The 22982-nt window shown below is 42.4% G+C and carries 18 protein-coding genes; 16 read left to right on the forward strand and 2 right to left on the reverse strand.

The window, feature by feature from the left end:
* The 15 genes from MNQ98_RS03520 (at nt 1) to MNQ98_RS03590 (ending at nt 17361) form a co-directional block, all read left to right on the forward strand.
* Nucleotides 1-465 carry a DUF420 domain-containing protein gene (locus MNQ98_RS03520; protein ID WP_208915943.1) on the forward strand — a complete coding sequence of 155 codons (465 nt, stop codon included), beginning with the start codon at nt 1-3 and terminating at the stop codon, nt 463-465.
* Nucleotides 466-658: 193 nt separating this feature from the next.
* Nucleotides 659-1387 carry a hypothetical protein gene (locus MNQ98_RS03525; RefSeq protein WP_241931940.1) on the forward strand — a complete coding sequence of 243 codons (729 nt, stop codon included), beginning with the start codon at nt 659-661 and terminating at the stop codon, nt 1385-1387.
* Nucleotides 1388-1448: 61 nt separating this feature from the next.
* Nucleotides 1449-1874 carry a GntR family transcriptional regulator gene (locus MNQ98_RS03530; protein WP_241931941.1) on the forward strand — a complete coding sequence of 142 codons (426 nt, stop codon included), beginning with the start codon at nt 1449-1451 and terminating at the stop codon, nt 1872-1874.
* Nucleotides 1855-2757, forward strand: a complete 903-nt coding sequence (locus tag MNQ98_RS03535; RefSeq protein WP_241931942.1) for an ABC transporter ATP-binding protein — start codon at nt 1855-1857, stop codon at nt 2755-2757. Before MNQ98_RS03530 ends, MNQ98_RS03535 begins: the two co-directional genes overlap by 20 nt.
* An 18-nt stretch (nt 2758-2775) precedes the next feature.
* Nucleotides 2776-3678 carry an ABC transporter ATP-binding protein gene (locus tag MNQ98_RS03540; protein ID WP_241931943.1) on the forward strand — a complete coding sequence of 301 codons (903 nt, stop codon included), beginning with the start codon at nt 2776-2778 and terminating at the stop codon, nt 3676-3678.
* The gene (locus MNQ98_RS03545; RefSeq protein ID WP_241931944.1) at nt 3671-4966 is read left to right on the forward strand and encodes an ABC transporter permease; all 1296 of its coding nucleotides are present in this window, start codon (nt 3671-3673) and stop codon (nt 4964-4966) included. The genes MNQ98_RS03540 and MNQ98_RS03545 overlap by 8 nt, the downstream gene beginning before the upstream one ends.
* A 321-nt stretch (nt 4967-5287) precedes the next feature.
* Entirely contained in the window at nt 5288-6493 is a 1206-nt protein-coding gene (locus tag MNQ98_RS03550) for a TraB/GumN family protein (RefSeq protein ID WP_241931945.1), read from the forward strand.
* Nucleotides 6494-6805: 312 nt separating this feature from the next.
* The gene (locus tag MNQ98_RS03555) at nt 6806-7462 is read left to right on the forward strand and encodes a response regulator transcription factor (RefSeq protein WP_241931946.1); all 657 of its coding nucleotides are present in this window, start codon (nt 6806-6808) and stop codon (nt 7460-7462) included.
* A 4-nt stretch (nt 7463-7466) separates the two neighbouring features.
* Nucleotides 7467-8900 carry a HAMP domain-containing sensor histidine kinase gene (locus MNQ98_RS03560; protein ID WP_241931947.1) on the forward strand — a complete coding sequence of 478 codons (1434 nt, stop codon included), beginning with the start codon at nt 7467-7469 and terminating at the stop codon, nt 8898-8900.
* Nucleotides 8897-9682 (forward strand): hypothetical protein, encoded by a 786-nt coding sequence (locus MNQ98_RS03565; protein WP_241931948.1) that lies wholly within the window; start codon nt 8897-8899, stop codon nt 9680-9682. Before MNQ98_RS03560 ends, MNQ98_RS03565 begins: the two co-directional genes overlap by 4 nt.
* Nucleotides 9683-9890: 208 nt before the next feature.
* Nucleotides 9891-11348, forward strand: a complete 1458-nt coding sequence (locus MNQ98_RS03570) for an ABC transporter substrate-binding protein (protein ID WP_241931949.1) — start codon at nt 9891-9893, stop codon at nt 11346-11348.
* 106 nt (nt 11349-11454) lie between these two features.
* Entirely contained in the window at nt 11455-12321 is an 867-nt protein-coding gene (locus tag MNQ98_RS03575; protein ID WP_241933835.1) for a carbohydrate ABC transporter permease, read from the forward strand.
* 53 nt (nt 12322-12374) lie between these two features.
* Nucleotides 12375-13208, forward strand: a complete 834-nt coding sequence (locus tag MNQ98_RS03580) for a carbohydrate ABC transporter permease (protein WP_241933836.1) — start codon at nt 12375-12377, stop codon at nt 13206-13208.
* A 21-nt stretch (nt 13209-13229) separates the two neighbouring features.
* Nucleotides 13230-14366, forward strand: coding sequence for an efflux RND transporter periplasmic adaptor subunit (locus MNQ98_RS03585; protein ID WP_241931950.1), 1137 nt, complete (start codon nt 13230-13232; stop codon nt 14364-14366).
* Nucleotides 14367-14433: 67 nt separating this feature from the next.
* A complete protein-coding gene (locus MNQ98_RS03590) occupies nt 14434-17361 on the forward strand; it encodes a hypothetical protein (RefSeq protein WP_241931951.1) in 2928 nt (975 codons plus the stop codon).
* A 409-nt stretch (nt 17362-17770) separates the two neighbouring features.
* On the opposite strand, the gene MNQ98_RS03595 is transcribed toward MNQ98_RS03590, so the two are convergent.
* Nucleotides 17771-19474: a sensor histidine kinase gene (locus MNQ98_RS03595; RefSeq protein WP_241931952.1), complete on the reverse strand. Its 1704-nt coding sequence runs from the start codon at nt 19472-19474 to the stop codon at nt 17771-17773.
* Nucleotides 19471-21003: a response regulator gene (locus MNQ98_RS03600; RefSeq protein WP_241931953.1), complete on the reverse strand. Its 1533-nt coding sequence runs from the start codon at nt 21001-21003 to the stop codon at nt 19471-19473. The genes MNQ98_RS03595 and MNQ98_RS03600 overlap by 4 nt, the downstream gene beginning before the upstream one ends.
* Nucleotides 21004-21258: 255 nt before the next feature.
* Here MNQ98_RS03600 and MNQ98_RS03605 point away from each other — a divergent pair, with 255 nt between their 5' ends.
* Nucleotides 21259-22968 carry an extracellular solute-binding protein gene (locus tag MNQ98_RS03605; protein WP_241931954.1) on the forward strand — a complete coding sequence of 570 codons (1710 nt, stop codon included), beginning with the start codon at nt 21259-21261 and terminating at the stop codon, nt 22966-22968.
* The last annotated feature ends 14 nt before the right edge of the window (nt 22969-22982 follow it).

A 22982-nucleotide genomic window follows, 5' to 3' on the forward strand; every position in this document is an offset into this window, starting at 1 on the left:
ATGGATTTGTACACACTGTTTCCCACTATTAGCACCACGTTTATCGTCATCAGCGCCGTGCTCGTTGCGATTGGTTGGAGACTCATCATCAAAGGAAAGAGAGAGCAGCATAAGAAGGTTATGATATGGGCTGCTATCACAGCGATTATCTTCTTTATCATCTATTCTTCACGTACCATATTTATCGGCAATACTTCATGGGGAGGACCGGATGACCTGAAACCATATTATCAGGTATTCCTGATTTTCCATATTACACTGGCTACCGTAGCTGCGGTATTCGGCCTCACAACCCTTACTCTCGGGTTTAAGGAGAAGTATTCCAAGCACCGGAAATGGGGCCGAGTAACTGCAGTCATTTGGTTTTTCACAGCAATTACAGGTGTTGCGGTGTATTCACTGCTGTATGTTTTGTATCCGGGCGGTCATACGCAGCCTATGTGGAAAGTTATTTTCGGTATGTAAGTGGTCGTAAATTAATGATATTAAATACATGAAACGTATCCGGCAGGTCTTAACTGCCGGATTTTTTTGTGCACCAAATTTGGAATAATTAGGGTTGACACCTGTAAATCAGCACTATATACTGTGTATAAAGATATACACACTGAGCACAGATAAGCACAGTTATATGACATGGATGGAAGGGTGAACGGAGTTGCAGATCGTCAACCATGCGTTGAAGATTGTGTCTAGAGACATCAAGTGTGATAAGTTCCAGTGGTTGTGGACCATTATTTTTATGCTCTACATGGCAATCTCATTCAGCTTTATGATGAACAGCTTGTTTAAGGATCATGAATTTTTTAATCCGTTTGCTGATTTTCTTATGCTGCTCGTGAGCCCTCTGATGGGACTCTTTTTCTCAAGAAGATCATTCAAATATTTGAGTGAGGACTCATACACCCAGATGCTGTTCTATTATCGGAGTATTCCGGTTCCTACAGAAGCCGTAATATTGAGCAGAGCCTTTATGGGCTTAACCGCTTTTGTTATGAATGGAATTATTTATTTCGGGGTTACTTACGCAATTGCATCGAACCTTAGATCTTACATGGACTTGGCAGCTTACGCTGCTTTCGCGATTAGTTGGCTCGGAATCGGAATTCTGATTAACGGACTGTTCATCTATTTCGAATTTATGAGCAGCGGAAAGGCCTATTTCTGGTTTACCATTCTGCTTATGTTCATTTTTGGAGTTATCATGCTGGGATTGGTATTCGTAGGTGGTTTCAAGATAAGCCTGTTTGGTTACTTTGTAGTTGCTTCGTATAAATGGAAGCTGTTATCGCCAGTGATGTGGGGCTCGTTAGCTCTAGGACTTACAGGATATATACTGATGTGTCGGTTGACTTATAAGCGTATGCAGTTAAGGGATCTATCATGATGAACATCATACGAATGTTTCGCTGCGCCGCGAATTATGTAGACAAGGTGAGGTGAAAGAGGTGCGAATCCCGATTCAAATTAATGAGCACAGTGCTGAGCCCTTGTATCACCAGATTAAGACGCAGTTAAGGTCACTTATCATCAGCGGACAGATCGAGGAGGGGACACTTTTGCCGTCGATAAGGGAATTTGCCAGTGGTTTGAACTGTAGTGTTATAACGGTTCGGCGGGTGTATCAGGACCTGGAGAATGAAGGCTTGCTGCGAACGCGACAAGGAACTGGGACATTCGTTGCCGGCGTCGGCGATCAGATGCGGGAGCGATTTAAGCGGGATACCGTTGTTGAAGCTTTAACGGCTGCAGTCGATACGGGTCTCTCTGTACATTGCAGTGAAGAAGAATTGAAATCGATCTTCATGGAAATTGTTGAGCAGAAATATCATGGGCAAGAGGGAGGTGAAGCCAATGGAACCCCAGTTGATTGAGATGCGTAATATCATCAAACGGCGTCGTACCAAAAGCATAGGGCCCTTAAATCTGTCGATTCCGGAAGGATACATTATTGCTCTGGTCGGACCGAACGGCTCAGGGAAAAGTACCATATTGAATATGATGATTCAGACGGTGTTTCCAGATGAAGGGGAAATCAGCTGGTTCGGTAGGCTTTTTCCTAAAGGTCTGCCCTTGGAAATCCGACAGCAAATCGGTTATGTTCCGGAGCAGCTGAGTATAGAGGAGAAATATATGACGGTTGATGATGCAGCCGCGTTCCGTTCTTCCTGGTACGACAGCTGGGATGGTTACTTTTTTGACGAGCTGCTATCCAAGTTTGGCGTTCCTCGCGGCGTCAAGCTGAACAAGATGTCCAAGGGAGAACGGCGGAAATTCGAAATAGCAGCTGCCCTGGCTCCTCGGCCCAAGCTACTGCTGCTGGATGAACCTTCTTCGGGTCTGGATCCGTTTGCCTGGAAGCTGATGATGGAACAGCTTAGGAGTTGCATGAAAGATGGGAAGACCACAATTGTATTGTCCACACATATTGTGGATGAAATCCGTAGGCTTGCCGATTATATTATCCTCATGCATCACGGGAAATATCTCGGTATGGTAGAGAAGGATAGCCTGCTGGACAACTGGAAGGAATGCTGGGTTACAGGAGATGCTTCTCTGGTCAGCGAATTGCCGGGCATTGTAAGTTGGAAACAAGAAACGGCAACTACCGTCTCTTTTGTTACAACGGAATGTTTGGAAGTCGAGAGAATATTACAATCTGCCGGCATATCATTTCATCAGACCCGCAGTTTGGAGCTGGATGAAGTGCTGAACTTATGGATACATGGGAATAAACCTGCCGGAGTGCAGGAATAGGAGAGAGGAGTTCATACAATGCAACGATTGCAATTGGAAAATGTGGTTAAGATTTATGCCGACAAAACGGCAGTCAATCAGATTTCACTTCAAGTGGAAGAGGGGGAGATCTACGGTCTTCTCGGAGCGAACGGTGCCGGCAAAACAACTACCATGCGTATGGTGTTAGGACTTATTTATCCTGATGAAGGTACGATTTTGTACAATGGCAAGCCGTACCGTAAAGAGCTGCGTCGTATTATGGGATATCTTCCTGAAGAGCGTGGCTTGTATCCGAAAGTTAAGGTAAGCGAGCAAATCTCGTATCTGGCGCAATTGCGGGGAATGTCAGCCAAGGAGGCCGATAAGAGTCTTCGTTATTGGCTTGATCGCTTTGAAGTGCCGGAATATTATAATAAGAAGATTGAAGAGCTTTCCAAAGGTAATCAGCAAAAAATGGGCTTTATCGCCGCTGTGGTTCACAATCCGCAAATTCTGATTCTGGATGAAGCGTTCAGCGGTCTCGATCCGGTTAACGTGGAATTGCTGAAGACAACGGTTAAAGAACTTCGCGACAAGGGCACGAGCATTTTGTTCTCCACACACCGGATGGAGCATGTTGAGGAGCTGTGCCAGAACATTACGATTTTGGATCGTTCGAACACGGTTGTTAAGGGTAACCTTAAGGAAATCAAATCTGGTTATCCCCGTGAAGAGGTGCTGCTAGGAACTTCAAGTGAAGTGAAGGGCCTAGAGCAGCTGCCGGGTATAACTGGAGTCAGCCGAACAGAGGATGGCTACTCTGTAAGAATCAGCAATGTGGACGCGGCCCAGGCTATCCTGAATACAGCGATGTCACAGAGCGTCATACACCGGTTTGAAGTGAAGGAACCAACGTTAAATCAAATATTCATTAAGGCGGTAGGTGAATCCAATGAATAGTATGTGGACAGTTATTCGATTTACATTTATGAATAAGGTGAGAACCAAATCTTTTATCGTCACCACCTTGATCTTTGCACTTTTAATTTCAATCGGAGTGAATCTTCCTTATATCATTCAAATGTTTAGTGGTGAAAAAGCAGGTGCGCCTGATAAAATCGGTCTGGTGTATGAGCAGCAGCAACAGCTTGCAGAAGATTTGACCAAAACGATGAGCGGTCTTACAACAAACTATGAGTTGGTCAAATACGATAAGCTGGATGAAGCTGTCTTGAATAAAGATGTAGCAGACGGGGTTATCGAAGGTTACATTAAGTTCGAAGCACAAGAGGGAAGCAAATTCCCGGCAGTTATATACAGCTCGGAGGACGAGGGAATTGATCCGGAGCTTCAGTCCACGCTTCAGGCGGCTCTTCAAGGACCGAAAACACGTAGCGTTGTTGAAGGATTGACGCTGACGGACGCACAAATTAATGAAATCAACACACCCGTTCAGATTAGTTCTCAAAGTGTTGCTGATCTGAAGGGCGGAGCAGCAGGTGGTGTGACTGCCGGTGAACACCCCGGTGAAGAAGCTATCAATTATGCAGTCGTATACGCACTTGTTATTTTGTTCTTTGTTACACTGATGGGAACAGGTAACATGATCGCTTCTGAAGTAACAACAGAGAAAAGCTCCCGTATTATGGAGATTCTGATTACAAGTGTATCTCCTTTGAGCCAAATGTTTGGTAAGGTTATCGGTATGTTCTTGCTTGGTCTTGCACAGATTGTCACTTTCGGTGTGGTTCTCGTTGTAAACTTGATGCTGCCACACAATATCGATACTTTTGCATCGCTGGATTTGAACCTGAGCGCGATTGATCCTATGCTGCTGGTGTTCGGTATCGTCTTCTACATTTTTGGTTACTTCCTGTACGCAGTGATTTACGCAGCTGTTGGTTCCATCGTAAGCCGTACGGAAGATCTTGGTCAGGCTATTATGCCAATTACGATGCTGTCGCTCGCTGCATTCTACATCGCAATCTTCAGCCTGGCAGCTCCGAATTCAACGCTGATGAAAGTATCAGCATACATTCCGTTCTTCTCGCCAACCTCGATGATTGTACGGATCGGATTGGGTAATCCGCCAATGTGGGAGATTCTTGCGTCACTTGCCATTCTCATCGTATCGATCTTCATCTTGGGCTGGTTGTCAGCGAAAATTTATCGCACCGGCGTTCTGATGTACGGCAAACGTCCGTCCTTCAAAGAACTGGTTAAAGCGATGAAAGCTTATAAGATGTAATTAAAGAATAAATATTGCGAGAATTTTTACTCAAGTCCAAAATCAGTGCTTGCATTAGGCAATGAAGCCGCTACGTGGATGGATCGTTCTTACGATCGCTGTTGTCCCCAAATTTCTTATGAATCAACTTTTAAAGTGGATAAAATTCGGGGACAGTGTATGCTTACGAAGCGAGCTTTCCTGTGGAAAGCTTTCAGGCGAACGCTTCGCTTCTTCAGATCGATTCCATCCCCTCCGCTACTTTGCTTTTATGTCAAGAACTGATTATAAGATTGAGCCAGAATTTTACTTTATATCTACTACAGAAGGAGAACTTAAAACATGAAAAATTGGAAACGGTCGCTCTTATCACTCATGATTTCTGTGGGTTTGCTTGCAACAGCGGCCCCGGTAATGGCTGCTCCGCAGCAACCGGCCTTGAAGGTCGATAACGAAAACGTTGAATTTGCAATGAGTGCACCTATTGTGGATCAGGGAACAACGATGGTACCGCTGAGAACAACACTTCAGAGCTTGAATGTTAAGCTGAAAAATGTACAGAATGGCACCATTCATGTGGTTATTGACGGCAAGGAGATCGCACTGAAAAGTAAGACGAAGCTGATTAATGGTGTGACGTATGCACCGATCCGAACCGTTGGTGAAGCTGCAGGTTACGAAGTCCGTTGGGATCAGAAATCCCGCACCGTGCTGCTTGTCTCCAAAGTAACTGGAGAAGCCGCCCGCGGTTTCATGTGGGAAGTGGAGAATAACGGAAATACCGTATATCTGGTAGGATCAATGCATATTGCGGACGACAGCTTCTACCCGCTGCGTTCGGAAATTGAAGAGGCTTTTGTTGAAGCGGACTATCTGGGTGTGGAGATTGATATTAGTAAAGCAGCAAATGAAGAGCAACAGAAGCTAATTATGAATATGGGGATGTATCAGGACGGTACAACACTGAAGGATCATGTGTCCAAGGAAACGTATGCGAAGGTTGAGGGAATTCTGAAGCGGAACGGAATGGAATCGAACGCGCTAGATGCGTTTAAGCCTTGGGTTGTCGAGACGACGATGAGCAGCCTTAAATCGGCAGCGGCAGGTTACGAAGCAGCTGCGGGTATCGATCTGTATTTCATCCAGAAAGCCGTTGAACGCAAAATACCGGTTCTGGAGTTGGAATCCTATAAGTCCCAGCTGGGCATGTTCGATGGGTTCTCCGATAAATTACAAGAGAAGAATCTGAATGCTACATTGGATAACTTCGACACCCTTGACGACACTATAAACCAAATGGCCGACATGTGGAAATCAGGGGATGACCAACAATTGCTTGAGCTCACCAACAGCATGGCCGTTGATCCAGAGTATAACAAAGCGATGTTGGTTGATCGGAATATTGGCATGGCCGATAAAATCGATGGTTATCTGAAAAGCGATAAGAAAGAAGAGTATTTTATCGTAGTTGGCGCAGCCCACTATCTGGGTAAAGATGGAGTCATCCAACTGCTTCGAGATAAAGGATATACCGTCGTGCGCAAATAACCTTCTGGCTCTAAGGGGCTTTGAACCTTTTAGTTGGTACAGTACTTATCAAGTGAGAATATCACCATTAGTTGATATGGAAAAGGACGAAGGGGGTGTCCCAAAAGCCATGAAATGGCTGCTTGGGACACCCTTCGTTTATTTCTGAATTAAATTCAGATTTTCGTACAAAAAGACGAAAGTGAAGCTAGAGAAGACAAGTGTAGTTGCATAGCTTCAATGGCCGCTGTCATGTCTAGTTGCAATTTTAATGCGGCTTCGTTATCGTAGCATTAAGATAGTGACTATTATTCGTGTTAGGAGATTCAGAGGATGAGCAAAAAGATTTTGATTGTTGAAGACGACGTTCATATATCCAAAATCATTAAAATGAATCTCAATATTGTGAGCTACGAAACGATGGAGGTTTACGATGGCGAAGCTGCGCTTGAGCTAGTGCAACAGGAAAAGTTCGATCTCATTTTGCTGGATGTCATGATACCGAAACTGGACGGCTTTGAACTTATGGAACGAATTAAGCCGTACAATATTCCGGTTATTTTTTTGACGGCAAAAAACTCGGTCTACGATAAAGTAAATGGACTAAAGCTCGGGGCAGACGATTATATGGTGAAGCCGTTCGAAGCGATTGAATTGCTTGCTAGAATAGAAACGGTATTACGAAGATATGGTAAAGAAGAACGTGTACTGGCATTCAAAAATGTGATTGTTGATTTAGACAAGCGGGAAGTAACAAAACAGAATGCAATTGTGGAGCTAACGCCCAAGGAATATGATTTGCTTGTCGTGCTGATGAAAAACAAAAACATCGCGTTATCTAGAGAGCAATTTATCGATAAAGTATGGGGCGGAGATTATTACGGCGAAACAAGAACAGTGGATATGCATATAAAAACGCTGCGCAAAAAGCTAGAGCTGCAAGATTATATTAAAACGATTTATAAGCTTGGCTATCGGTTGGAGGATTGAGAGGATGAAATTTTGGCAAAAAATTTACGTCTTCTCTATTCTAGGATTCGTTATTGTTTTCAATGCTGCTTCCATTATGGTCATCGAGCGGAGCCATACTCGAATGCTCCAAGGGGAGATTAACAGTGCGCTAAGCCAAAATATGAGTATTCATTCCACCGTCGATGCGGTTGTGCCGATTTTCCGTATTTATGATTCGATTGATTATGAGAAAACAGTGTTGACGAGAATTTCCAATGAATTTGTAAGCAAAAATCCGGGTGCTTATTTGGATATCCGAGATGAGGAAGGCCGAGAAATCTTTAGCAATATTGATTTTCAAATGCCGTCAAAACGCTCGGAGCTAGATGGGGTGAGTGTCGATCAGATCAACTATGTACTGCGGGATATCGATGATCGAACCATTTTGTTTACATCCAACATTGCGGACATTAACGGGAAGAGTTATCTATTTACTTACATGATGGACGTTACACCCGTATATCAAGACCGTGTAGAACAATATCAATTTTTTATAAAAGTGGATGTGGCGGCTTGTATCGTTTTTATGATATTTATGTTTTTTGTTAGTCGTAGACTGACGAGATCGATTGAACAGTTAAGCCGGACGGCTCAAGTTATTGCGAAGGGTAATTTCTCAGAACGTGTTCATCTGAATTCAAAAGATGAAGTAGGTATAATGGCTCACAACTTTAACGTTATGGCTGGCGTAGTCGAGGACAAAATTACCCATCTAGAGCGGAATAATGAACAAAAGCAACGATTTATAAACCATTTTACGCATGAATTAAAGACGCCGCTTACCTCTATTATCGCCTACTCTAATTTTATGAGGACGACGAAATATAACGAAGAATTGTTTCTGGAAGGTCTGAATGTTATTTATTCAGAGGGAAAACGCTTAGAGTCGCTGTCCTTAAAGCTGATGAACTTGATTATGATGCAGGGCGACAATTTTCAGTTGGAGCGGCACGATTTGGGATCGATCATTGTAGAGATGCAGTCTACGCTTACTATGATGGCTCAGGAAAAGCGAGTGAAAATCATCTTCGAATGCGAGCACGGTGAGCTTCAATTGGAGCAGGGTTTGATCAAAGTGTTAATCTTTAATTTAATGGATAATGCGATCAAAGCCTCTGACGAGGAAGGGACTATCATACTTCGCACAATATGGCATGATGGTAGTTGTATCCTTGAAGTCATTGATCAAGGGATTGGGATTGCTATGGAGCATCAGAATAACATATTTGAACCATTCTACATGGTGGATAAATCTCGAACAAGAAGCCGGGATGGGGCTGGGCTCGGTCTTTCAATATGCCAAAGCATTGCGAATGTTCATAACGCCGTTATTACGGTAAAGAGTACCGAAGGCGAGGGAACAATAGTCGAGGTTTTGTTCGCTCCTATCCATACACAGGGAGGAATGGAGAAATGAACAAGCTTAATGTTGTTATGTTAAGTATAGTATTCATGATACTTATGACAGGATGCGGGGGCGTGTTTGATCAGATTCCGAAAGACACCGTAATGGTAAAGAAAATCACGAAGGAAGAGAATGCGAATGAAATGGAATATGAAGGCGTGCTCTCTCAAGATGCTGTAAAGACACTTAGTCTAAATGCGGTTAATACGTATTTTGGCGAAAATATAGGGATGGAAGAGCTCGAGTATGAGCTATTGTTTATTGATCAGATTAAGGATTTGCTTAGAGAAGCGGAATCCGGGGTCATTTCTAGCGTAGAACCCAGAGTCATCTCTAGCGCAGAATCCGCAGTCATTCCTAGACCGGTAGAAATACCGCAAGTAAAACGGCGCTATCAAGCGGATTTAGAGCCGATTTCTAGTGGATTGTATTATGCAACGCTAACCAAGCGGGCTGACCCACAGGAAAGTTATGAAATTGTACTGAATGCCAAGGATGGGGATATCATAAAAGTTTTAAAGGGAAGGATCGTCCGGGGTTTTCCTAGCTATAGCGAGGAAGATTTGGCTAAAGTTATCGAGTTAGCCAGTCCTTTTATTGAAAAGAGGGGAAGCTACTCGTTGTCCGATCTGTCGTTTAATAACGCTATAACCAGATGGGGCAATGTTGCGGAGCTATATTATACGAGCAAGGACGGTAATGAGTTGAAATATAGTGTTATGGTTGATGTGAGGGCTCAAAAAGTTGTCGGCTTTAATAAGGATGTTATGGCGCTCATTAGCTACTATACGTAGCATTAAATATGAAGTTAAACAGAGCAATTTATTATATCTATATTCTGAAGGCTAATCGCCAACGCGATTAGCCTCTTGTCATTTTTAGGTAAATATTTTTTACAACTTCAATACAACTCCATCTAACTTATCATATATCTCCTCCCTATACTGATAGAGTGAAGCTGTGGAACGAAGAGTCAGCATGAACGAGAAAGGGAGAACAAACGTGAAAAAATCTATTGTTATTTTAATGGCAATTATTATGGTCATCGTTACTGCGTGCAGCAATCCGAGTAATGGCAACGTGGGAGAAACAAATACATCTACAGAGGGAAAAGGGAACACTTCGGCAGGGAAAGAAGGAAGTGGGACAACGCCGTCTAAGGATGGGAAGGATGGCAAGAAGAACAACACGGATAAAAAAACGATCGTCATTTCTACCTTTTATCACGGGGATTTCTTCTTAGAAGCAAAGAAGAGATATGAAGCAAAGTACCCTCATATTACAATCGATGTTCAATATGTTGAATCTACGGATGCAGATTCTGAGGCTAAGCTGGAAAAGCACGAGAAAACGATAGGAACGGCAATGTTATCGGGTAAAGGACCTGATCTGATTGAGATGGATCAGTTGCCAACCGAGAGCTACGTAAACAAGAAGCTGCTAGTTAATTTGGGCACTATGATGGATCAGGACGACACTTTTAATAGGGACGACTATTTCAATAATATATTTGAAGGAATCAAAGTAAATGGTGGATTATACGGAATGCCAATGGGCTTTTTCGTTTACGGGCTTATTGGCGATGAAACGATGATCGAGAAGAGTGGCGTAAAAGTCGACGACAGTAATTGGAATTGGAGCCAATTTGCCAACAAAACGAAGGAAATTAGCAAGACTGTGAACGGTGGAGCATCGGGGCTAGCTGTAGGTGGATCTGCAGGTATAATTACAGCGGATTTTAAAATTAGTGAATTTGTTAGTGAATTTGTTAACGACCAGTATGCAACGTTTGTAGATCAAGAAAGCGGGAAAGCAAATTTTGAATCCACTGCTTTTATCGATTTGCTTAAGGAAGTAAAACGTTTAGTGGATGAGAAAGTTATTGATCCAGCAGCGAGTAATGTTATTTTTCGAGAAACTCAAATTAACTCCCCCGGCGACTATGTACGTGCGCTGAAGCAGAGTCAATTTTACCCGAATAACTCTGATTTCAAGTCTAAGCTTTACTTAAGACCGAATGGAAGCGGACAGGAAGCAGGGGGTTATTTTAGAACATATCGAACGGTAGGCCTTAACGCGAAGTCTGAAGTTAAGGAAGAGGCGTGGCACTTCTTGAAATTTATGATGTCTGAAGAGATGAAGGATGCAGCAAGCAGTTCGGGATTTCCATTAAATAAAAAGTCCTACGCATTGATTGCCGAAAAGGCATTGGAAAAAGGGAAAGTAGAGTCTGATCAGCCGATCGGACCGTTAAAAGGAGTCATATATGACATTACAAAAGAGGACATCGACGACTTGGAAAAGTTTCTGGTCAACGCGAAGTATCCCGTACAATTCAAGGAATCTAAAATCAATGAAATCATAACAGAAGAGTCCCACGCTTATTTCACTGGGCAAAAATCGCCCGAAGCGGTGGCAGGGCTTATTCAAAACAGGGTGACCACTGTATTAAACGAATAGGAAAGTAAATAGGGATGGGCCCTGAACAGTTGGTGCAGGGTTCATTCTCTCTTTCGGAAATGGTGAAGGAGGTATAAAGGTGAAAGGCAATCTTTTCTGGAGAAAAATGAGGGGTAAGCTGCGTCAAGACTGGACCGTTGCAGCTCTGTTTCTGGCACCAAGCCTGATCGGTTTTTCAATCTTTTATCTCGTTCCGTTCGGCATGGGATTTCTTTATTCGTTCCAGGATAGTACGGTCGATGGTTCATTTGTTGGATTTGATAATTACGATGCATTGCTTGCAAGTTCTTCTTTCCGCAAGGCAGCAACGAATACGTTTCTGTTCACAAGTGTGAGCGTGCCGCTCATGATCGTGTTGTCTTTGTTGCTTGCTCAGTTGTTAAACAAAAGGTTATTTCTTCGGAATTGGCTGCAAACTGCTTTTGTATTGCCACTTGTCGTACCAGTAGCATCTATCGTTATGATCTGGCAAATCTTATTTGATTGGAATGGCACCTTAAATGCATGGCTGCAGAATTTTGGTCTGGAGCGGATTGATTGGATGAAATCAGAGTGGTCAATTGGTGTGCTTGCAATCGTATATACGTGGAAAAATATCGGGTATAACATCATTTTATTTCTAGCGGGACTACAAAGCATTCCTAAAGACTACTATGAAACGGCAGATATCGAAGGAGCGAGCAGTTTTCATAAATGGTTCCATATTACACTTGTTTATTTGACTCCGACGATGGTTTTTGTTTTTCTGATTTCTATTATTAATTCATTCAAAGTGTTTCGCGAAACGTATCTGATTGCAGGCGATTATCCACATGACCGTATTTATATGTTGCAACATTATATGAACAACATGTTTCTTTCTCTCGATGTTCAGAAACTGACTGCTGCTGCTGTGTTAATGGTATGCTGCATTCTTATTTTTGTAATGATGATGTTAGCTGTCGAACGTCGTTTTAGGGATTCCATGGAATAGGCAAGGTGGTGGGAAAAGTGACTTTCATTCATAAGCTTACTCTATCGTTAATTATGGGTGTGCTGGCTATGATGATGCTGTTACCGATTGTGATCACAGTCGTGAGCTCATTCATGACGGAGGCCGAAATCGAATATAACTATCATCTCATTGGCCAATTGATCAATATTGAAGCAGGGGAAAAGGACGGATTTATTAATGTAAAGCTGCTTCCTGATTGGGTATCTTTCCGTCAATATGCGGAGGTGCTGGTTCACAAACCTGTGTTCCTCCATATGTTATGGAATTCTGTGTTTATGGTCGTACCTATTATTGCTTTGCAAGTGCTGGTTGCGTCATTAGCTGCCTATGCGTTTGCAAAGCTGAGGTTTCCGGGACGAGACAAGTTATTCCTTCTATATGTTTTAACTATGCTTATGCCATTTCAAGTGACACTCGTGCCCAATTATATCATTGCCGATAAGCTGGGGCTGATGAATACAACCTCAGCAATTATATTGCCGGGTATATTCAGTGCTTTCGGTGTATTTATGCTCAGACAGTTCATAATGCATATTCCTAATTCTTATATCGAAGCGGCCAAAATAGATGGGGCGAGGCATTTGAGAATTTTTTATCAAATTATTGTCCCGCTTGTTCAGCCCGGTATTGCTGCGCTCGTCGTTCTACTATTCGTTGATAATTGGAATATGGTCGAGCAGCCGCTTATTTTTCTTGAGGATGCATTTAAACAACCGTTGTCGCTGTATTTGTCGCACATTAATAAAGATGCAAGGGGCGTCGCCTTTGCTGCATCTGTTTTATATATGACTCCGATGGTGCTGTTGTATTTGTACGCTGAGTCTTATTTTGTACAGGGCATTCAGCTATCAGGGGTTAAAGGCTAGTCTATTTACGGGGGGATATGAATGGAAATGCAACCTGCCAGTGAAACGGTATCTGGACGCAAAAGGAGAATTCGTATCTTCTTTAGCTTATTTGTGTTGCTACTCGTTGCATTTACGTTGTTCAGTAATACTTTAATGGCGTTAACGTTGCCTAAGGTTGTAGTTACAACACCGGGAAGAGGGGAACTACAACATACTTTTCAAGGTATGGGAACTGTGAAGTGGCGAGAGGAAACGGCTTTAACGGGCGCTGCGGGAGGCGAAGTTGAGAAGGTCCATGTTAAGGAAGGCGAACCTGTTAAAAAAGGAGCGGTGCTTGTTGTTTACAATCAACAGACTATCGAGCATCAGATAGAGGATGAGCAGGCAAATCTGAGTAGGTTAAAGCTTACGTTAGAGGATCAGCAAAATAGTTATAAGGAAGCTTCGAGTAGTGGCGATGAGAAAGCAATCGCAAAAGCTAAACACGATATGAAGATGACCGGAATAGATGTCGATATTCAAGGACGGAAAGTTCAGAGACTTCAGAAGGATTTGCAAGAAAATAGCGAATTGGTAGCTCCTTTTGACGGGATCGTTACGAAGGTCAACGCAGTGGAAGGACTTGGGTCAAGCGAAGGAGAATCGGATGTCATTATCGCCAATGTGAACCTCGGTTTCGAGTTTGGGTTTGCGGCTCCTGCTTCATTAATTGCTGATTTGGAAAAAGAAGCAAAGCTATTTGTTCGAATAGGAGGTAGTAATACCAGACAAGTAGAGGGGAGAATCGAGGCTATTAAAGATACTGAACCGCTTAGTGAACCAGGAAAAGGTGAAAACACAACGATTTACAAAGCGATGAAGCAACTAGTTATCGCTCTTGAAGATAAAGACTTGAAGGGTGGGGAGCAGGCTGAAACTCAGTTAATCAAAACGATGAGTGATGCCATGATTGTTCCCAATGATGCAATCCACAAAGAGGGGGACAAATCGTACGTATTAAGCGTTGAGGAAAGAAATGGGCCGCTTGGAAACAGTTTTTTTGTTAGACAAACCTACATTACGATCATTGATTCGAATGAAGCCCAATCGGCAGTAGAGGGTTTAATGGAGCATCAACCGATCATTTCTAATAGCAGTGATCCGCTGCAAGAAGGCGATAAGATTCGATTGCACTAGCAAACTGATCCAGAACCAGGCAACCACCAATTTAAACGAATAGGAAAACGAACAGGGAGGTACATTTATGAACAGGCCAAAAAAGACATGTGTGGCAATGGTGCTCAGCGCCGCGGTGTTGAGTCAATTCGTTGTCGTTGACGTGTACGGGGCTTCCGCAGCAGATTCGTCACTTTCCAAATTTGCAGCAGCCGCGTCTAGCCTGACACTGGATAAACTGGGCTCGGTTACTTTGAAGCAGAGCGTCAATGTGAAGCTGACGGGTATGGATATTTTTGCTCAGCCTGACGGGAATATACTAGTATACACGCTTCGTTACAGTAACAGTAGTGGCAGTAGATTAGATCTAATCGATTATTTCTCTAAGGTTTCCACGCCAAGTGGCGCAATCGTAAAAGGAAAAGTAGTTACGAGTGATGCTGGTAAAAGGACGGTGCCTGCGAACAGCAGCCTATCTATGACGTACTATGTGAACATTGGACAATCTGCACAGGTTCACGGATTTAAGGTTTCCATATTCGGATGGGATTTTGACAGTGCCAATTATGAGAAAAAGTTGGGGGAATTCACGATTCCGGCTCAGTATTCAACTGTAGTTCCTGTAGGCAAGAGCAAGAAGATCACGATGAATCATCTTCCTGTTACGGCCAAGGCGGATACTATGCAGAGCTATAAAATCAATGGAAAAGTGTATATAAAATTGGGACTCAGGCTCTCGAATGGGGGGACAAAAGTACTCGATCCAGGATATAAAGCATATCTGAAGTCGGCTGGCGGCTCGGTGTTTGAGCTCATCCCCGATTCGGCCAGCACGAGCTTCAAGTTGCAGCCTCAGGAGAGCAAAATGATCTATTATTGGACGGAGATTCCTTCCACGATGAAAACGAATGGTATGACACTGCAGCTCGCCCAAGAAGACGAAGCTTTGAAAATAAACCTTCCGCTGCAATCGTTCAAGCTTCCTGCGGCAGCTTCGGATATGGCCGTGGCTAAAGGAAAAAGTGTAAAAATGATGATGAAACAGCAGCCTGTTACGGTCAAGACGGAAAGTTTGCAACGAATGAAACATAGTGGGAAAGTGTATATGAGGGTCGGGGTCAATCTCGCAAACGGAGGAACGAAGGTACTAAGCGATCCTGGATATAAAGTACATCTGAAGTCAGCCGGCGGCTCGGTATTTGACCTTGCGCCTGAGGATGATACAGGGAACAGCTTCAAGATTCAGCCAGGACAGAAGAGGACGATTTATTATCTAGCAGAGGTTCCGCCCAATCTTAAAACAGACAATATGACGCTGCAATTCACGCAGGAAGATGAAGCTTTGAAAATGACGCTCCCGGTAAAAACCTTCAAGCTACCCGCTGTTACCGTGGATGTGCCTGTGGCTGAATATGCCATCAAAAAAATATCTGTTAACCATCATACGATTGAAACGCAGTTGAAAAATGCTTCCGTATTTGCTGAGAACGATACCGGTAAATGGAGCCTTCAGTTCCGTGTTAAAAATCTCGGTGAAAAATCAGTGAAGCTGCCGGTTTATGAGCTTTCCATTCAAACGGCTGAAGGCTATAGCATACCGGTGAATGCGAAGGCGCTCGACAATGTTACGCTGAAGCCGCTAGAGGAGAAACTCATTGATCTCAGTGCAGATGTGCCACTACATATGAAACAGAATATGCTGCAACTGCAATTAACTGAGCCTGCTGTGGAAGGAAAGATCAGCTTCCCGGCAGCCCGTTATAAAATTCCTTATGCTCAGGAAGGCAAAAGCCATCTGGGCTTAGAGAATATTATCGAGAACGATCATGGAACATTCGGCGTAAAACTGAACTCATATCAGCGGCAGCCTTGGGGAGATGGGGATCAAATTGTAGCCCGAATCAGCATTCGTAATACGAAAATGTCGACCGTGCAGCTGCCTGAGCTCAAAGCTGCAGTTAAGGCAGGAATGCGCGACCTCAGCAGTACAGCTCAAATCGTGGTACCGAATGAGCAAACGACTCTGGCGCCTAATGAAACCGTAGAGCTATATGTACTTGCCAATGTACCGTATTCCTATAATTTCAATCAATTACGAATTGAGCTTCAGGAAATTTCAGGAGAGGACGTCACGAGGTTTCTGTCGCTAAATACCCGTGCGCTCAACAATGTGATGAACCAGGTTGCTGCAGGTGACTCTTATCGCATCCATACACCGGGCAAGAAAGCAGAAGTCCGTGAACGCATGACTACCGTTTACCATGACAGCAGCTCCAATCTGATTTACACGGAACTGGAGATGGCCAGTCAGGAAACACGTCAATCCAAGCAAGCGCAGTTGGTTGCTTACTATAAATCACCGGAAAACGAGTATTTTGAGGCAGAGGTTAGTCAATCGTCCAACAAAACAAGCCCGAATGGAAAAAATCTGGTTACGGTCTGGAGCAAGCTTCCGCTGAATGTGAATACGTCTCAGCTTGCACTGTATGTCGGCGAAGGTGTAAGCAACGGAAAGCTGACAGATTTGGGGGAAGAATCAACGGCAGCTATTGGATCTATCAATACCGTGGGATTATCACTTAGCCCTAGAGCGATACAACCAGCAACGAATCTGCGAAATGTGGAATTGTTTCCGTACAATCTCTCCATTACGAGAGGAGAAGCTACGCTTAGCGAAGGGAAAAATATGCTCGATACCGTTTTTCATTATAACCTCTCCAGAAATAGCGATTACGAGACAGGCCCTTATGAACACAAGCTCATCATGGAGCTTATTGATCCAACCGGACAATCCACGGAGAAGACTTTAACATTCGGCACCGATTTGACCACGGGGAACAATAAATCATACTCCATTCCATTGAATGGAAACTTCCGCAAAAACGTAAGTGGAGGGGCGGTTCGCATTAATCTGTATGATGAGTTCCAGGGGCGGAGAATGCTGCTCGGAAGTCAGTCGTATCCAATTATTTATGAAGAGAACCCTATCAAAAGAACTGATAGCACAAGCGATTAAGGTATCAGCGAGACGCACATATATCTGTTAGAGGAGAACAACATTTACACATAAGGACTGGGTTTCGCTCATTGCCATATGAATCAGTTTTGCAAGAAATCTTTAGGTTTTAATGGCGTAATCATTGACAAAGTTTAAGTTTAGATTGTGGTACATCCAAAACAACCTTGAAGATATTTATATCTTTCAGGGTTGTTTTTTTACTTGGGAAAAAGTAAAGCAGGTCACCCGAGGATTCCTCCTTGGGCGACCTGCTTTTTAGTGCACACGCACGCAGCAGCGGAGAGGACGAAGCGATTCCGGAGAAGCGAAGCGTTCGCCTTTGTCCCCGAATTTCTTCCGTTGAAGAATCATTCAGGAAATTCGGGGGCAAGAGCGATCGCAGGAACGATTCGTACTCGTAGCGTCTCTATTTCTCCATAGGAATCCTCAACGTCACCTGAGTCCCAACCTCAACGATACTGTTTATGGTTAACCCATACTCTTGTCCATACATTAGCTTGGCTCGATCATGTACATTTTTAAGTCCATAGCCCTTGGATTTCGTTACTAGTAAATGAGGAAGTCGATCTGGCGGAATTCCAATTCCATTGTCATTAATCTGAAAAACAATGCACTGATCTTCCCGTTTTCCTGAAACGCAGATTTTCCCGCCACCTTCTTCTCTATTTTCAATCCCGTGAATAATGGCATTTTCAATTAGAGGTTGAAGCATTAAGTTAGGCATGTGACAAGAAAGAATCTCCTCATCGATTTGATATTCCACATCGAAGTTATTGCTGTGCATGATGAGCTGTATACTCATGTAGGATTGTATATTAAGAATTTCGTCCGAGACTAAGATCATATTGTCGCCCTTATTAAGGGTCGTTCGATAAAACGTGGACAAAAGCTGAGCCATTTCACTAATATCTGTCGCACGGATCCGAATGGCCCGCCAATTGATAAGAGAGAGGGAGTTGTAAAGGAAATGGGGATTTATTTGAGCCTGAAGAGCCTTCATTTCATACTCTTTACGCGCTATTTCCTCGACATACACTTTTTTGATAAGAACTTTAGTTTCGTCCACCATATTACCAAAACCTCTGATCAAATCTCCGATTTCATCTTTAGAATCACTTGAGACCGTAACCTCTAATACGCCTTTCCCAACTTGTTTCATATTTTTATGCAGATGATCAATTCGGGACATCATTTTTCTTGCAAAAAAGGTGCCTGCCATAGCTACGGCGATAATACAGGCTATCATAATCAGTACAATCGTCACAATAATCAACCAAGCAGAGTCGGTAATGAGATTTATCGGCTTATATAAATACACATTCCAGCCAGAGGTTGGAATCATAGATTGCAAAACGGCGTATTTCTCTCCATCCCAACTCAACTCATCAACTGATTTGTTAGCGGTATTAATATTGGAATATCCCTTAAGTCCTTCCGATGAATAGACAGAATTTCCGTTTGAGTCTGTTACGAGGATCTCTGCTCCATTGGATTGTAAGGACTCAAAGGATTTAAACAGGGAAGCATAGTCTACTTGTGTAAACAAAATATTATCTTTCGGATCTTTTTGTTTTGTGTTAAAAATGCGCCCAACGCTGAAAATAGTATTTTCTTCAAAAAACCAAAGGATATCCGTTGTTTTCATGACTTGTGGGTACCAATAAGTGTTTGTGATTTCTTCAATAGGTATAACTGTGTTTCCATGTTTAGGTAGATTGGTTCCCGTATACAGAGTAATTCGTTCGATATCTGTATTCAGAAAACGGGCTGTGAAAAAATTCTGATCAATCACATTTTTTAACTGATCATACATGTCATAAGCACTGTCATACGTGTGACTAGCGGCATTAATGATTTCCTGATTAAAGCTCAAAAATGTAATTATTTTATTGTAGGTATTCAGTTGATTGTTTACAGATTGAACACTTTGCTTCAAATTCGCATTCATATCAGCTTCTGACTGCTTCAACAAGAGAGACTTGGTTTCATAAAAACAAAATCCTCCCAAAACAATAACAGGAATCAAGCTGATTAGCAGAAAAGCAAGCTTGATTTTGGTTTGAAATTTCAGATCGCGAATGATTTGCTTCTGCGCTTGCCATACTTTCATACTCTTTCTCCTGTTACAATAAACTGCCGGAATTTTTCAGGAGTACGACCATAAAAATCTCTATAATTTTGGCAAAAATAGGATACATCTCGATATCCAACGGCGCTGGATATATCTGAAACTTTGAGATGAGTACTTGTTAACAGCTCCTTCGCCTTCTGCATTCGTACGTTTTTAATGAATTTGTTCAAACCACACCCCATATTCTTCTTGAAAATAGAACTGAGGTAATGGGGTGATAAATATACTTTGGCAGCAAGAGAATCCAGACTCAGATCGTCAGCAAAGTGGTCTTCGATATATTTTTTGATGTAAGCAATATCTCGATTAAAAGAGGATTCGGAGTCGGTACATTCCTCCTCAAGCCGCAAGACGTACTCATTAATAATTTTTTTTATATCTCTGATATCTTCAGCTCTGCAAATTTTCTCAATTCCGTGATTTAGCTCCATTTCGGAAACATCCATATGGTGAGTTACAATTTCTTGATAGAGATTAGAAAACATATACTTCACATACAGTTGAGAAAACTGCACTTGTTTTTCATATTTTTGATAAAGAATTTCTGTGTTTGCCTTAAGACCGAATATATCCCGGTTTTTAATATTCGTCCGAATAGTATCCAAAATAGCGCTATCAGATAATTCAGTTTCAGTGGAATAATAAAAGTTATCGTCATTTTCCTCAAATACAAAATGGTCCGGTGAGAAAAATCTGTACTCCATCAGCTGCTCTAATTGGTTTAGTCCTGCAGCCAAATCTCCAATAGCTATGGGTCTCTCGTTAACTGCTACATAGCAGATCAAATTAAATGTATCTAGAATGCTTTCATGAATGAGTCCTGCCATTTCACGATAGGAAAAGCGAGAAGGCACCTTAGCTTCGGGAAATAGTAGCAGACTTTGATATCCATTCAAATTTATATAATCAGCCGGTGTGCCCAATAGAGAAAGGACGAAACTTTCGAACTCCGGTCCGACATGTTCAAAGAAGTTTTTTTCAAATTCAAGCAACAGCATTCTATGGTAACAATCCGGCAGATCCAATGAAACCCCCTTCAAAGAAGGCGGTTCTCCAATGCCGTTGACTAGAGTGAACAGTACATGTTTATTGACATAGGTTTGTTTCATATTCGTTGCTTCATCTACTTGTTTTTGTTCCGTTATTTCATGGATGACTTTTTCCATTGTATCTTGAAATGCATCCACATTGATTGGCTTGAGAAGGTAATCAGACACGCCCAGGGAGATGGCGGTTTTAGCATATTCAAATTCTGCGAAACCACTAAATAGGATAACCTTCAAATGAGGTTGAAGCTTTAGTGCCTCTTTGGTAAGCTGCAATCCATCCATAAGTGGCATTCGAACATCGGTAAACAATATATCGACAGACTGATGGCGCAAAAATTCGAGCGCTTTTTTTCCGTTCTCTGCAAACTCAATTTTAAGAGGAAATTCAAGTTCTTGTATGAGAAAAGCGATGCCTTCTCTTTCTTCCTGTTGATCATCTGCAATTAAAATGGTTAGCATTCGTATCCTCTTTTCAAACGTTATTAATCATAGTTTATTATAAGCCTTTTCAAAACGAATGAAATAGAAGGAGCTGTCATTGTTAAACTGAGTAAAAAATTTGTGTAAAGCGCAAATTATTCATATATACGATCGTGAAGCAAAAATATTAGAATTAGAAACGTATAAGAGTGTAATAGTGTAACCAATTTGAAACAAGCCGGCGTTTTGAAATCGTTACCACTAAATAGCAAATCACTTAAAGGGGATTTTGTCATGTCTAAACTAAGAAAGTCTAGCTTTATTGCATTAGCATTTCTCTTGGTTCTTGCTACGGTTGGTTGTTCAAAAACTGACAACGCACCTGCAGAAGAATCCGCTATTGATATGAATGACCCGGCGTGGAAGGAAGCCAAGACAACTCCTTTTGCTCCTTATCCTGAAACCGTTACCTATTCCGTAGGTCAAACGGCAGGCAATTATACTTCGCTTAAAGGTACGCCATATGAGAGCGACAATGCTATAAACAATGTATGGACAAGATACCTCAAGAACAAGCTTAACGTGCAAAATGAGATTTCATTTGAGGCAAATGACGGTACAGATTATCAGCAAAAAGTTTCGATGGCCATCGTAAGTGGTGAAATTCCAGATATTATGGTCGTTCCTGATCGTGAAACATTGGTACAACTTTACGAAAATGATCTAATTGAGGACCTCACATCTGCATATGAAAACACAGCTAGTGACCGAATCAAGGAAATCTATGATTCTTATGATGGTCGTGTTCTGGATACTGCAAAGTTTGACGATAAGCTGATGGCGCTGCCAACCACTGAAATTTCTCATGGTCCAGGTATCCTGTGGTTGCGCAAAGACTGGATGGAGAAATTAGAGCTTTCAGAACCTAAAACAATGGAAGATATCGAACACATTTTGACCCAATTTGTAGAAAAAGATCCTGGTGGAAATGGAGCTGGAAAGACGATTGGTCTTGTTGTCGATAATGAACAACCTGTCGGAATTTCTGGTGGACAATATGAAATCAATAACATATTCGCATTATATGGAGCATTCCCGAAACAATGGATTGATGATGGAAGTGGAAAAGCAGTATACGGTTCCATACAGCCAGAAATGAAGCCTGCCCTTGCCAAAGTAGCGGACATGTATAAAAAAGGGCTCATTGATCGTCAGTTTGCTGTCCGTACAGGTGATGACCGTAAGGCGCTGCTTACTAGCGGAAAAAGTGGCTCGTTCTTGGACAACTGGTGGGGTAGTTGGACAGTGGCTGATTCTCTCAAGCTAAATCCGGATGCAGAGTGGGTTCCTTACGTTGCTCCACAATCGGAGGACGGCTCGGTAACGATGTTCACCGGAAAACCTACCAGCAGTTATCTGGTTGTTCGCAAAGGGTTCAGCCATCCTGAAGCCGCTATTAAAATCGCTAGCCTTCAGTTCGACTTTCAGCGGTATCAGGAAAAGGACGAAACTACTTTAAAGGAATTTGAGGATTACAGCACTTATAGTGTTGGTGGATCTCCGCTTGCAGTCAACATTGACTATTATGATGCATTTTACCGCAATGTTGGAAGTATGGAAGACGCATTAACAACAGGCGATGATAGCAAATTAACCAGCAATTCGGATAAAGCTGCTTATAAAGCATACAAAAAATATTTGGAAGATTCAAAGAATGGAAATGCAGTAGATTCCAACGGATGGGCTGGATATACATCGAATATTGCTACAGCTAAATTGGTCCAAAACTCCAATATCAAAGAAGTGAATCCAATTTTCTTCGGAAGTACGAAATCCATGTCTTTGAAATGGCCTACGTTAATGAAAATGGAGCTTGAAATGTATCTGAAGATTATTACTGGAGAGCAGACTCCTGATGATTTCGATAAATTTGTCGATAGTTGGAAGAAAACAGGCGGCGATTTAATTACGGAGGAAGTTAACGAAGCGATTGCCTCGAAATGATGGTGAAAGAGATG

The organism is Paenibacillus sp. N3/727 (genome assembly GCF_022637315.1).
GTDB classification, from domain to species: Bacteria; Bacillota; Bacilli; order Paenibacillales; family Paenibacillaceae; genus Paenibacillus_AQ; species Paenibacillus_AQ uliginis.